This window comes from Desulfotignum balticum DSM 7044 (genome assembly GCF_000421285.1).
Lineage (GTDB): Bacteria > Desulfobacterota > Desulfobacteria > Desulfobacterales > Desulfobacteraceae > Desulfotignum > Desulfotignum balticum.
This window is the reverse complement of sequence record NZ_ATWO01000001.1, coordinates 4,065,459-4,079,655: the sequence shown is the minus strand read 5'-3', so window position 1 is coordinate 4,079,655 and position 14,197 is coordinate 4,065,459. Positions and strand designations below refer to the sequence as shown.

Genomic DNA, 14,197 nt, shown 5'->3' with positions numbered 1-14,197 from the left:
TGATTTAAGACTAAGGCGGAAAACCCGCAATCCAGGTACCCCTCTTCAGTTTCTTGTTTTTTTTGACAGGAATTTAGAAGTATGGCACTAAACGCCTCAAAAGACATTTAAACCGGAAATAAGGAAACACCTATGCACCCCAATGGATACATCGGCCGCAAGATGCACTTGCCGCCGCTCAGGGAGAAACCCGCCGTCATCATTGCCGCCTTCGGCTCCACCACCCGGGCCCGGGTAGCCCTGGATCATTTTCAGGCTCACCTGGAACGGCATTTTTCAGCATATGAGATCTTCTGGGCCTATACCTCGGAAATCATCCGCCGGAAAACCGGCCTGCCCAGCCTGCACCAGACCCTGGCAGAAGTGGAGGCAGCCGGCTTCAGAAAGGCGGTGGTGCAACCCCTGCACATTTTTCCGGGCACCGAATACCGGCAGATCCAGGAAACCTGTGCCTATTTTCCCGGCCTGCGGGTGTTCCTGGGAGAGACCCTGTGCCACCGGTGGGATTTTATTCGGCATACCCTGGGGGTGATGGAACAGGATTTTCTGCTGCCGGACCAGGGTGTGAACCTGCTGGCCCTGCACGGTACACCCCTGGCGGCGGATCCTGTGAACATCGTGTATATGGGCGTGGAAAAGCTGGTGGCGGACCGGTATCCCCATGTGAGGGCTGCAGCCATTGAAGGCATCCCGGATTCGGATGCCCTGTTCTCTCGGATGAAAAAGAAAGGGATCATCGACCGGATCAAACAGGCCCGGATCATCCCCATGATGTATTTTGCGGGCATGCATGCCAGAGATGATCTGATGGGGGAAAAGGACAGCTGGCGCACCTGCCTGGAAAAGATGGGCTTCACCGTAGACTGTCCCATGGTGGAAGTAAAGGAAAAACCCTTGTTCAAAGGCCTGGCCTATTATCCGGAAGTCACGGGTTTTCTGGCAGATCGCCTGGAGCGGGCCCTGGGACTGGCCGGTTATTTCTGAATGCCGGCTTTCAATTCAATTTTTATCAATGTTTATTCGAGGAGCAAAAAAATGAAACATGTATGGCATCCATTGATTGTGGGCATTCTTGCCCTGGGTTTGGTACTGACCACTGGCAGCAGCATTTTTGCCCACCAACATGACACCCACAAGGAACAAAAGACCGGCATTCTGCTGGTGGCGTTCGGCTCCAGTGAAGCCAGCGCCCAGGTGTCCTTTGAGAATATCGGCCGCAAAGTCAAGGCCGCCTGGCCGGACACCCCGGTATACTGGGCATACACCTCCCGGATCATCCGGCACAAACTGGCGAAACAGGGAAAACATCTGGATTCTCCGGCCATGGCCCTGGCCCGGATGGCGGATGACCAGTTCACCCACGTGGCCGTGCAGAGCCTGCACACCATTGCCGGATCGGAGTACCATGATCTGGGCCGCGTAGTGGGTGCGTTCAGGTCCATGGGAGTATTTGACCAGGTGATCCAGGGGTATCCGCTTCTGGCCACCCAGGCGGATATGGAAAAAGCCGTGGAGGCCCTGTTTGACATCATTCCTGCCGAAAGAAAACAACAGGAAGCCGTGGTGTTCATGGGACACGGGACCCATCATCCCGGCAACGCGTTTTATCCGGCCCTGATGTTCCAGGCCCAGCAAAGGGATCCGCTTGTGTTCATCGGCGTGGTGGAAGGATATCCGGAAATTGATGAGATTCATTCCTGGCTGGCGGAAAAGAAAATCAAGATCGCGTGGTTGTTGCCTTTCATGTCCGTGGCCGGGGATCATGCCAAAAATGACATGGCAGGCGGTGAAGATGATTCCTGGAAGTCTATCCTTTCCAATGCCGGCATCCAGTGCCATACGTTCCTGAAAGGTACAGCGGAATATGACGGATTCGTGGAGATCTGGCTGTCACATCTGGAAGATGTGCTGCATCATTTTGACTGAACCGGATGATAAATCATCGGAACAATATACTGTCTGTTTCGGGACAATGTTGGCCTGATACCTGAAAAAGGGGTTTGCTGGTTTGTCCGGGGATTTTTATCCGGACGGGTATTCAACCTGAAAAAATAAAAGGAGAATTTCAAATGAAAGAGCAGTTTCCAAAGTTTTTCAGTGTGTCAAATATGTCTTCAGGTCAAGAAAGGGTCCCAGAGTATATTTTACGAAACGGACAAGTCTTTCGTACGGCATTTCATCCAAGGGGGTGGTCTGAATACCCGGATTATCTGTTTTATCCGGATGGCAAATTTTACCGAACACGATACCATGAATCGGGAGAAGGGGAGTTGCCCGATTATATCATCGGACCAGATAAAAAATTATACCGGACCGACTACCATCCGAAAGGGTATGTCGATACACCGGATTTTGAAATCCGGGATTGACAGCGATAAAAACGTTCAACCAGAGTGATCATTTACCCCTGTGGGCATCTGATCCAATATGCTGCCGACTGGTTTTTTGCGGTATGTCGATTTTTTACTTGACATTGGACCCGGCAGACTGGGATAAAGGACAGTAAACCGTTTCAGGTGCCGAAAAAGGCTTAATAGGGAACACCTGTGAGAATCAGGGACGGGCCCGCCGCTGTAACCGGGGACAAGCGCTGCAATATGCCACTGGCTGAAAAAGCTGGGAAGGTGCGGCGCAAGGATGATCCGGAAAGTCAGAAGACCTGCCTGGGACAATGGCGTTAACCATGCTGCTTTTCGTGGACAAGAAAGCGGCGGAATCTGTCTGAGGAAAAATCAGGGAACCCCAGACCATGAAGATGGTCCGGGGTTTTTTTTATGGTCAACCCCGGTAAAACCAACAAACAAACGGAGTTGAATCATGTTGAAAAAAATCAGATGGATGGCAGTGGTGTTGTTGACAGGGCTGGTGATGTATCCCCTCCCCTTGATGGCCGATCACCAGGGTGCCGGTCAAAACAGCACCCTGGTGCTTGAACCCACCGTGGTGACCGCCGGCCGGATTAAGGAAAAAAAATCCGATATCACCACCAATGTAACGATCTACACACGGGAAGACCTTGAAGCGTCTTCCATACAGGATTTGAGTGATTTGATGCTCAAAGAGGGTTTCATGGTTCGGGAATATCCCAACTCGACCATATCTGTGGCGATCCGGGGATTCAGCACAGACACCCATGGAAATGACCTGTCCAGCAGTGTTCTGATTCTGGTTAACGGCCGCCGTGCCGGTACCGGGAACCTGGCCAAAATATCCATGGACAATGTTGAGCGGGTTGAGATCATTCGGGGGCCGGCATCCGTGCAGTACGGGGCTTCGGCCCTTGGCGGCGTCATCAATGTTATTACCAGAAAAGGGAAAGGACCGTTTACCGCCTCCCTGGAAGGCACCCTGGGCAGCTGGGATTATAAAAAAGGAACCGTTTCCATGTCAGGTGCTGTCAGTCAATTTGATTTTGACGTGACCGGATCCAAATCATCCCAGGGCGATTACGATACGGGGAGTGGTTCAGAATACCGGAATACCGGCTTTGACAGCAAAGAGCGGTTTTCGTTTAACGGCGGATTTACATTCCTGCCCCAAAACAGGGTCGGGATAAGCTATTCGGATTACAGCGGGGATCATATCGGCAGCCCCGATTATCTGAGTGCCAATGATCCGGACGATTATGTGAATCACGGCATCAAGTCTTATGATGTGTACTACGACGGGCAGACCCGGGATGATTTCCTGTTCTGGAACATACGCTACTTCAAGGGCAAAGATGAGTATGAAACCCATGACGGCGCAATGACCCCCAGCAGGACTTACTGGCGGGATACCGACAGCCAGGGAGCCCAGGCCCAGATTACGGCTAAATGGGCAGTCGCCCAGATTACGGCAGGATGGGACTGGGTCGATTATGAAGTCAGCAACTCAAATACCGTCGCCGGCAAGGAAAATACCTATGAAAACCCGGCCGGGTTTTTCATGGTCAAGACCAAATTGCTTGAGGACAAACTGGTGCTGACCGGCGGCGGCCGCTATGACGAATATGAAGTCACCAGCGACACCGGTAAAGTCAAGGAAGATGATAACTGGTCCTTTTCCTGCGGGGCTGTCTATAAAATCACAGGGGAACTCAGTGTGCGGGCCAATTATGCCCAGGCCTTTAAGATGCCTACAGCAGACCAGCTGTTCATGCTCACTGATTACAGTGCCTGGGGCATGGGGATCTGGTCGGGCAATGAGAATCTCAAACCGGAAAGCAGTGAAACCTATGAAGCGGGAATTGATTATACCAGGGGAAGCCTGACCGGAAGCCTGACCTATTTTCATACCGATTTTGAAGACAGGATTGCCTATAAGAGTATCGGCGGCGGCGTCACCCAGTACACGAACGTTCAAGGAGGCACGTTGGACGGCGTAGAAGGCAGCCTGCAGCTTGACATCGGCGCCATGTTCGGATGGGACTGGGAAATTGTGCCCTATGGGTCATTTACCACCTTTCTTGAATATGAAGATGACGAAACCAATGAAAAATTTCAGTATACGCCGGAATGGAGCGCCGCATACGGTATGCGGGTCAACCACGTTGAATACGGGTTGAATGCGCGCCTGAATTTTACCCATTACGGCAGGCATGAGATCACGGATTACGAAGGCACCGGCGCGACGACTCTCGGCCCGGATACTGTGGCCGATTTTTCAGTGGGCAAAGAGCTGTTTGATATGAACAAGTTCGGGAAGATCCGTCTGAAAGGTGAGATCAACAACCTGTTTGACCGTGACTATGCCCTGGTTCAGGGATATCCGTCCCCCGGCAGAACCTTTTACCTCGGGCTGAATTACACTTACTAACCCTCCAATCCCTGCAGCTGTTACAGGAATCAATCCTGCGGCGGGCCCCTGAACGGATATCAGGGGCCCGCCCGGGCCTTTTTTTGAGGGGTTATCAGGGATAAACGGTGCCAAACGCGTGAAAAAAATCATTATATATTTGGGTATATGGGCGGTACTGGGCGCATCAGGCCTTTTGGAGACTCCCCTGATATGCAGGGCGGATAATCTTCCAATAACCGTGAAAGATGCCGCCGGAACCTCTCATGTGTTTAAAACCCGGCCGGCCAGAGTGGTCTGTCTGGCTTCCTATATTACGCAGATGCTTGCGGCATTCGGACAGGCCGATCATCTGGCCGGGCTGACCCGTCAGGACCTCGTGCTTCACCCTGATCTGAAAGCGGCCGGTGTGGGCAGTGCCTTTGACCCGGATGTACCGGCCGTTGCCGCATTAAACCCGGATCTGGTGATTGCCTCTGTCGGCCAGGCGCCAAAAATCACTGCTTCAGGGGGTGTTCCATGTCCTGTCATGGTCATGGCTGCCGATTCACTGGGCCAGGCCTTTGACCAGATGCAGGACATGGGCCGCTTGTTTGATTGCGAAACAGTGGCCCGGCAGACAGTTTTAAAAATTAAAGAGCAGCTGATCCTTGTGGGGCGGCGGCTTGACCGGGAAAAAAATCTGGAACGGAAACGGGTGGTCCGGGTCATGGCTTCTGATACCACGCTGTTCTGCCCGGGAGATGATTCCTTCCAGAACGAAATGATTGACGCGGCCGGGGGAGTGGTGCTCCGCTGGGAAAAGAACGGGTTTGCCGTCCCGGTAACCCCGGCCCAGTGGCAGAAGTTCAATCCACAGGTGGTCTTTGGCTGTGATGACAATGCCGGCAAGGTTAGGACCTGGCTGAACAAGCCCGGGTATGCCGGGGTGGATGCGGTGAAAAACGGCATGCTCCCCATGTTTCCCTGTACGTTGACCTGCCGGGCCTCCACCGGCATCGGTGATTTTGTTCAGTGGTTGTCAGCCGTGCTCTATCCTGAAGTGTTTGCCGATCCCGGAAAAGCGGTGACATCGGATCAACAGGTCAGCCAAACGTCTGTACCAGTCCATCTGCCCTATGTAAAAAAGGCCGCTGTCATTGGTCACCGTCTGGCGGATGCCGACTATAAATCCCTGGTATTGACATTTCATTCTCCCCTCAATGTCCTGTCCACCCTGGAAGGCATGCGAAGGAACCTGGACGGATGCGGCAATACCCATGTCCCCATGGCCGCCAGTTTCGGGCATATGAGAAAAGGGGTGCAACAGGTGATGGACACTCTTGAGAAGAATTTGGGGTTTGCCAGGGGCCGATTTGCCACCCTTATGACCGGGGCGGACATGGACCATTTGAGTGTGGTGGAAAAAACCTATGAAGACCTGACCGTTACGGTCCTTGCCACGGCCGGGGTCCGGGGTAATGCCATGCGCATGTCCAAAGATGCGGGGTATTATTTTTCCCACGGCACCATCAATATAATTGCGGGTGCCAACCGGCAGTTGTCCGAAGGCGCCATGACCAGGGCACTGATCACCATTACCGAGGCCAAAACGGCGGCTTTGAGTGATCTTGATATTCGAAGCAGCTACACCCCATGGCCCCATGGGGCCACAGGTACCGGCACGGACAATGTTCTGGTAATCCAGGGCACAGGTCCTTATGTGATATTTACCGGCGGCCACGGCAAGCTTGCCGAACTGATGGGCAAAGCCGTTCACGAGGCCGTGACAAAGGCCATCGCCGGCCAGAATGGCATCCGGCAAGACCGGGATATTTTCCAGCGGCTGGCAGAACGGGGGGTGAGCCTGGAAGCCCTGGCAGACAAATTTTCCTATGATATGGATCGAAGTGCGCTGATCCGTGCCCTTGAAACCCATTTTCGTGATCCTTTATACGGGGATCTGATAAAAGCGGCCCTGACCCTCAGTGATGCCCGACGATACGGCCTGGGTCATGGGGCGGCCTTCTGGAATGAGACATGCCTGAAGGCAGGACAGCGACTGTGCGAATACTTTAAGGCGCCTGCCCCCTGCCATGACAACACCATCCCCGAACCCCTGGCCCGGGTGATCGGCACTCTGATCAAGGGGATTGAAACCTGCGAACATCAAACATGTGGATACAAGAAACAATGACACAAAACTATCGGATGGCCCTTTATTTCTGGACACTTGTGGTCGGGATTGCACTGTTTTTTGCACCTTTCTCCCGGGTGAACGCCGCCTCCCACACCCTGACCCTGCTGGAAGGGGTGGCCAATTCCTATAAGGTCAGTCAAGCGTTTACGCAGCTGCAATCAGACCCCAACGCTTCCGATCTGGCACTTCATTATTTCAATGAAGAGGATCTGGCGGGCAATGCCATTGATCCCGATGTCATTGCCCGATCCCGTGTCATCATTGTCAATGACATGTACAAAAGCCTGACCGACTATGTCCGAACCCATGTGGATCTCAAGACCACCAAAGTGTACGGCCTTTCCACCGTGGACACGGAACCGGGAACAATCATCGCCGATCCTAAGGTCAAACAGTATGCAAGGCCCATGACCCAAAAGAATCTGGCAAGCCTGATCCGTTTTCTGGGACACCGGGATTTCGGGCTGGATCTGGCAGTTGAACCGCCCCAGCGCGTTCCCCGAACCGGGATCTTCCACCCCCACAGCGACCGGATTTTTGATACCTACACCGAGTATCTGACCTGGTACCAGGGGTCGGGTCGGCATCATAAAAACGGTTTCTGGATCGGCATCCCTGAAATGATCTCCTATGTGTATCCCGGGGAAAGCGGGGATGTGGTCACCCGGCTTGTGGAGAAACTGGAAAGCCAGGGGATGAACGTGCTGCCGGTGTATTCCTATCCGGCCGCCAGGGCTGTGGCCCAATATTTCTGGGATGACAAAGAGCAAAAATCCAGGGTGGACCTGGTGACGTCTCTGGCATTCAAGTTCTCCCCGGCCAACGTGGATGAAACAAGGCGGCTGATGGCAAAGCTCGACGTGCCCTTTCTGAATCCTTTCCGGGTGCATTTTCTCACCGTGGATGAGTGGCGCTCCGATGTCCAGGGCTTAGGGCCCATGGAAGTGACCTATGCCATGAGCAATCCTGAGTATTTCGGGTTGATCGAACCAACGGTTGTGGGAGGAAAAATCCGGCATGACAATGAGGTGATTGGAAAACCGACCTACACCTATGCAGGTATTGAGGAAAATCTCGACTTTTTTGTCAGCCGGGTCAAGGCCTGGCTCAATCTCAAGTCCACGCCCAACAAGGATAAAAAAATTGTGATCATGTTCTGGAACCATACGCCCGGGAAACAGAACATCGGCGCCACCTACCTGAATGTGTTTAAAAGTCTTGAAAAGGTTTTTGCGCGGCTCAGACAGGAAGGATACCATATGGACGGCCGGCTGCCCTCTGAAAAACAGATTCAGGACCTGATCCTGTCCACGGGCAGGAATATCGGGTCCTGGGCACCGGGCGAGCTGGATGCCATGATGCAACAGGGCCGGGTGGTCCGTCTGCCCTTTGACCGGTACCGGCAGTGGTATGAGGCCCTTGATCCTGAATACCGGCGGCAGGTGGAGGCCGACTGGGGGCCATTGGAAACATCCAGTATCATGGTCAAAGACAATGCCTTTATTCTGCCCTGCATCCGCCTGGGCAATGTGGTCCTGGCACCCCAGCCATCCCGGGGATGGCATGATGATCCCACCAAATTGTACCATTCCACCACGCTTTGGCCTCATCACCAGTACACCGCCTTTTATCTGTGGCTGAAAAACGGATTCAGGGCCGATGCCCTGATTTCTCTGGGAACCCACGGCTCCCATGAATGGCTTCCCGGCAAACAGGCCGGATTGAGCCAGTCCTGCTCCCCGGAAGTGCTGATTGGCGATCTGCCCAATCTTTACCCGTATGTCATGGACAATATCGGGGAAGGGACCCAGGCCAAGCGCCGGGGAAGAGGGGTCATTATCGACTACCTGGTGCCGGCCATGAAAAAGGCCGGGGTGTATGGGCAGTACGTGGAGCTGTCCGGCCTGATTTCTGAATATGAAACTGCCCGGGACAGAAGCCCGGAGCTGGCGGCCAGAAAACTGGACCGCATTGAAATACTGGTCAGGGATCTGGGACTGCTCAGGGATCTGGGACTGTCCCGATTTGATGAAGATGCATTGGAGACCGTGGAGCACTATGTGCTGGAAATCGGTGAAGAAAGCCTGCCCTATGGTCTTCACACTTATGGGGTCTCTCCTGAGGGTCAGGCCCTGGATGATTTTGCACGCCTGATTGTTGAGCGGAATAACACCCTGGATATAGAAAAAGTCAAACAGGATTTAAGCCGGTGCAGCCGGGAAATGGATCATCTGATCAGCGGTTTGTCCGCCGGATTTGTGCCGGCGAAGTCGGCCAATGATCCCTTGAGAAATCCGGATGCCATTCCCACGGGCAATAACTTTTTCGGATTTGATCCGGCCCGGGTGCCTTCCAAAGATGCCTGGGCCCTGGGACGAGACCAGGCCGAACAGATGATCGAAAAATACCGGGCGGAACATGATGGTAAATTTCCTGAAAAGATCGCCCTGGTATTCTGGAGCATTGAACTGCAGCGAAATGAAGGCACCCAGGTGGCCACAGCGTTATCTCTTCTGGGAATGACACCGGTCTGGGACAAGAATGGCAAAGTCACCGGCATCGAACCCATTCCGGGCAAAGTTCTGGGCCGGCCCAGAATCGATGTCCATATGCAGGTATCAGGGCTTTTCAGGGACAATTTCCCCAATCTCATTCTGCTGCTGGACGAAGCCGTTCAAACAGCCGGGCAACTCGAGGATGTGGACAATTTCATTGCCCTGCACAATGAACAGATTAAAACCCGGCTGTTGGAAAAGGGGTACGGTGAAACCCAGGCGGACCGGTTCAAGCAGCTCCGGGTTTTTTCCAATGCGCCCGGGGCTTACGGCAATACCATTGAAGACCTGATTCCGGCATCCGGAACCTGGGAGACGGACGAGGAAATCGCGGATGTGTTCATCAATTACGTGTCCTTTGCCTATGGTAAGGATGTCTGGGGCAAACCCTTGAAATCGGCATATAAAGAGAATCTGGCCGATGTCAAAATGACCATGCACACCCGTTCCAGCAATGTGTTCAAGAGCCTGGATACGGACGGGGTCTTTTCGGAGCTGGGGGGCCTGGCCCTGGCGGTCAAACATGTGTCAGGGGTTTACCCGGATGCGGTCCTGTCCAACCAGGCCGATCCGGATCATGCCTATGTGGAGGATATCGAAAAAGCGGTGGGCCGTGAACTGCGTGCCCGCTATCTGAATCCCGAATGGATACGGGGCATGAAACAGGAAAATTACGCCGGTGCCCGGGAGATGAACCGGTTCACGGAGCATCTGTGGGGATGGCAGGTGGTCACGCCTTTTGCTGTCAACGGAACCCAGTGGGAACAGATTTACGAGGTCTATATCCAGGACAAATATGACCTGGATCTCAAGGCGTTTTTTGACGTGCACAACCCCTGGGCCCGCCAGTCCATGGCGGCCCGGATGCTGGAGGCGGACCGCAAGAAATACTGGCAGGCTCCCGAAGAGATCAAAAAAGACCTGGCAAAGACTTATGCCCTGAATGTCATGGAAAAAGGGGTGGCCTGCTGTGAACATACCTGCAATAATCCCATGCTTCAAAAATATGTGGCCAATATCGTATCCCTGTACGGTCTATTAACCCCCCGGCAGCTGGAGCAGTTCAAAATGACCATTGCCAGGGCCGTGGGCAGAACCCAGGAGCAGCACGAGGCAGACCACGCCAAAATGAGAGAAGCCCTCAAAAAGACGTCTGAAAAAAATCAGCAGGAAGAAAAACTCGAAGCCGAGGATAAGCCCGAAAAGATACAGGGATATGAGATGGTAGAGGAAACGGCGGAAGACACCCAAATGACCTCGTCGGGCGCATCCTGGATGGTTATGGCCATTGTGGCCCTGGTACTGGCGCTTGTGGCTTTCGGCTGGAAAGGCAGACGGGTATGACATTTGAAGTCTTATGGATGTCCGGTGTGATCATGGCGTTTGTGTCATTCGGCATCAAAACAGGTCTGGGTCTCGGAATGAACCTGTTCACTGCCGGGACAAAACGGCCGGCAGGCTGGGGGTTTGCCGCCGGCACCCTGATGACGTATATGGTATTGTTTTTATGTATTCATCTGGTGGTCACCCGCTTGAACCTGATCCATTACCTGGACCAGTTGACCGGACTGATGCAATACGGCATGCTGGTTCATCTGGCGGTGGCATCGGGGCTGATGATATGGGGCGTGAAACTGCTGGCCGAACGACCGAAAATGAAACAGGCCACCCGGATTTCGGCAGGGCTTTTTCTGGTGATGCCGTGCCCGGTCTGCGCCACCGTGATTCTGCTCAATTTGACCCTGGCACTTTCCCTGTCCGCCCTGGCGCCTGTCATTACCACCCTGACCCTGTTCACCCTGTTTTTTGCCATTGTGGCTGTCACCTGGCTCATGTTGGTTTTCGGTTTCAGGCATAAAGAGATTGACAATCTGTTTCTGGGGGCCGCCATGGTGCTGATTGCCTTGTATTTTTTGTTAACCGTTCTCATTGCCCCGATTTATCCCAAGCTTAAACCGGCCTTTGCCATGGCGGTTTCCAATAACCCGTTCAGGGATATCGATCCTTTTCCCATGGTGATTTTTGGCTGTACCGCCCTAAGCCTGTTTGGCATTGGGTTTATTCGAAAGTATGTCAACAAAGGAGTGTAGTTGATGAATCTGTTTCCCCTGTTTCAAACAGTGCTGTATACCATTTCCACAGCCCTTCTGTATCCGGTCGTCTGTGCGTTGATCCTGCTGTCCGTCTGGACGCTGGTCTATGCCGGCGGGTTTGCCGCTGAGTGGGTCAAGCGCCGCCGGTTCAAATCCAGTGTGTCCGATGTCATGGACCAGATTCATGCCATCGGGCAGCTGCCGGATGCACTGGAACCTGATTTACCCCGGCATATTGTGACCTACGCCGGACAATTGTCGGATCTGGTCGGGCATCAATCGCAGTTTACACCGGAGCGGGTGGAAGACCTGAACCAGCAGACCATTGCCGGTCTTCAAAACGAGGTGGACAAGATCCGGCTGGTGGTGAGGGTCGGGCCCAGCCTGGGTTTGATGGGTACCCTGATTCCCATGGGTACCGGGCTTGCCGGATTGACCCAGGGCAACATGGCCCAGCTGTCCAGCAGCCTGATTCTGGCCTTCACCACCACTGTGGTGGGCCTGGCTTTAGGGATCGGTGCCCATTTTTTCACGGTGATCCGGACCCGGTGGATGATATCGGATCTGCGGCTGGTCAACATGATCACCGAGGCCATTGCCCGTAAACCCGGCAGCAGCATCAAAGAGGTCAAAGCCGCATGAAGTATATTCTCCAAAGCCGGCCAAAAAATCCCGCAGCCAGTCATGAGGATGATCCTTTGAGCGGCGTTGCCAATCTGTTTGATGTGGCCCTGGTCTTTATTGTGGCGTTGTTCCTGTCCCTGATGTCCACGTTTCAGATTCTGGATTTTCTGGATCCGGACACCGATATCACCCTGATGAAAAAGGTGGAGAACCAGTGGCAGATCATCGAGAAAAAAGGAAAAGAGGTCACGGTAAAAAAAGTGACCGACCGAACCGTGGGCGGCCGTGAAGGGGTCCGCTTAGGCACTGCTTATCAGCTCAAGGACGGCCGGGTGATTTACATCCCCTCATCAGAAGAGCAAGAGGCAGACCAGCCATGAAACAGATGTACTGCATGGTGACGGTCCTGGTTTTTCTGTGCAGCAGTGTCTGCTGCGGCGTTGCTGCGGCGGATCAGAACACGCCCGCCGCTTTGAAGATCGCCCTGGTTCATTTTGCCGTGACCTATAGGGACATTGACAAAAATCTGGCTGAGTTGACCGCGCTTCACAGGACAGCGGCCTGCCAGGGGGCGAAAATCATATTCAACACGGAACTGGCCTTGTCCGGGTATTCTTTTTCGTCCCGGGCGGATGTGGCGCCCATGACCCGGACCCTGAACAGCAGAGCGGTCCGGCACATGGCCGCCTTGGCACGGGAACTGGGAGTATATATCGGCATCACGTTTCCGGAAAAGGATGAAGCCACAGGTAGTTTCTATAACAGTGCGGTTGTCCTGTCCCCCGAAGGACAGATGATCTGCCATTATCGCAAAATTTATGGGGAAAAGCGATGGGCCAGATCCGGCAGCCCTTATCAGAAAAATGTGTTTGACACTCCCTGGGGACGGATGGGGGTGGCCATCTGTGCAGACAGTTATTTTGGACTGATCCCCAGAACCGCAGCTGTCCAGGGAGCGGACCTGCTGTGGGTCCCGGCCAACTGGCCGCCCACAGGATCGATGTCCCCCCTGGATGTCTGGCAGACCCGGGCCAGAGAAAACGGCATGTATCTGGCTGCCTGCAACCGGACCGGCAAAGACCGGACCATGGACTGCACCAGCGCGGTCTCCGCGGTCATCAATCCGGAAGGGACTGTGATGGAAAAAACAGTGTCCGGGGAATCCACCCTGATGGTTGTTCAGATCCCGTTGAAAAACGGCCGCATTGATTCGGTTCCGAGGCAGCAGCGCATGGCATCCCGAAAAATTGCGCAATACCGGCAGATTTACCTGGATCCCTGGACCGAGAATCTCACGGCCTATTATCAGCTGCCTGAGCCCGGCCGCCTTCAGGTGCGCTGCATCGTCCCCCACAAAGGCCCGCTGAATATGGCAGCCCTTGAAAACGAAGTCAAACAGGCACCTGCCAAACCGGCCTCCCTGTGGGTGCTGCCGCAGGTCAATACCAGAGACCTTCCCCCAGACGCGCTGATATCACTGGCCCGGAAATACGGAACGGCGTTTGCCGTCAGATTTTCAGACCACGGGCCTGAACTGATAACAGCGAAAGGCCGTGAATCATTTCTGACCCATGCTCCGGCCCGTCCTTTCCCTTTTGACATCCGCCATCTGGGACCTGCGGCCGTGGCCATGGTGCCCATGGCGGAATTATATCATCCCGAACTTTCCGTGATCCTGTCCAAACTGGGGTGTGACCTGGTCCTGCTGTCCGAACTTGCTTTAAGCAGTGCCGATATGGTAACCGGTTCGGTTCGAACCATTGACAACCTGGCGGTGGCCGGTGCAGGGAAAGATTCAGGGTTTGTCGCCCATATGAAGGGGATTCACGGAAAGTTGACAACCAATCGTATCAGCGGTTCAGCAGGCGTATGCTCGTTTGATTTGGATACGGCCCAGACCCGGGAGAAAACGTTTTATGACCGGATTGATTATGACCTGCTGCTCACTTTCGAAAAAGGAGGAAAATAAC

The 14,197-nt window shown here is 53.9% G+C and carries 9 protein-coding genes and 1 riboswitch; all 9 genes read left to right on the top strand.

Annotated features, from left to right (window positions below; translation table 11 throughout):
* Window positions 1–132: 132 nt before the first annotated feature.
* Complete coding sequence (locus K365_RS0120405; RefSeq protein WP_024336082.1) at window positions 133–984, top strand: sirohydrochlorin cobaltochelatase; 852 nt, start codon at window positions 133–135, stop codon at window positions 982–984.
* A gap of 51 nt (window positions 985–1,035) precedes the next feature.
* Complete coding sequence (locus K365_RS0120400) at window positions 1,036–1,926, top strand: sirohydrochlorin cobaltochelatase (protein ID WP_024336081.1); 891 nt, start codon at window positions 1,036–1,038, stop codon at window positions 1,924–1,926.
* Between the two features lie 571 nt (window positions 1,927–2,497).
* Window positions 2,498–2,681, top strand: a riboswitch (cobalamin riboswitch).
* 136 nt (window positions 2,682–2,817) lie between these two features.
* A complete protein-coding gene (locus K365_RS0120390; RefSeq protein WP_024336079.1) occupies window positions 2,818–4,797 on the top strand; it encodes a TonB-dependent receptor plug domain-containing protein in 1,980 nt (659 codons plus the stop codon).
* A gap of 220 nt (window positions 4,798–5,017) precedes the next feature.
* Window positions 5,018–6,952, top strand: coding sequence for an adenosylcobinamide amidohydrolase (locus tag K365_RS26835; protein ID WP_156887760.1), 1,935 nt, complete (start codon window positions 5,018–5,020; stop codon window positions 6,950–6,952).
* Entirely contained in the window at window positions 6,949–10,854 is a 3,906-nt protein-coding gene (locus tag K365_RS0120380) for a cobaltochelatase subunit CobN (RefSeq protein WP_245569223.1), read from the top strand. The genes K365_RS26835 and K365_RS0120380 overlap by 4 nt, the downstream gene beginning before the upstream one ends.
* Window positions 10,851–11,600 carry a DUF2162 family putative transporter gene (locus K365_RS0120375; RefSeq protein WP_024336076.1) on the top strand — a complete coding sequence of 250 codons (750 nt, stop codon included), beginning with the start codon at window positions 10,851–10,853 and terminating at the stop codon, window positions 11,598–11,600. The genes K365_RS0120380 and K365_RS0120375 overlap by 4 nt, the downstream gene beginning before the upstream one ends.
* 3 nt (window positions 11,601–11,603) lie before the next feature.
* Window positions 11,604–12,245, top strand: a complete 642-nt coding sequence (locus K365_RS0120370; protein ID WP_024336075.1) for a MotA/TolQ/ExbB proton channel family protein — start codon at window positions 11,604–11,606, stop codon at window positions 12,243–12,245.
* Window positions 12,242–12,607 (top strand): DUF2149 domain-containing protein, encoded by a 366-nt coding sequence (locus K365_RS0120365; RefSeq protein WP_024336074.1) that lies wholly within the window; start codon window positions 12,242–12,244, stop codon window positions 12,605–12,607. The genes K365_RS0120370 and K365_RS0120365 overlap by 4 nt, the downstream gene beginning before the upstream one ends.
* Window positions 12,604–14,196 (top strand): carbon-nitrogen hydrolase family protein, encoded by a 1,593-nt coding sequence (locus K365_RS0120360; protein WP_024336073.1) that lies wholly within the window; start codon window positions 12,604–12,606, stop codon window positions 14,194–14,196. Before K365_RS0120365 ends, K365_RS0120360 begins: the two co-directional genes overlap by 4 nt.
* Window position 14,197: the final 1 nt, after the last annotated feature.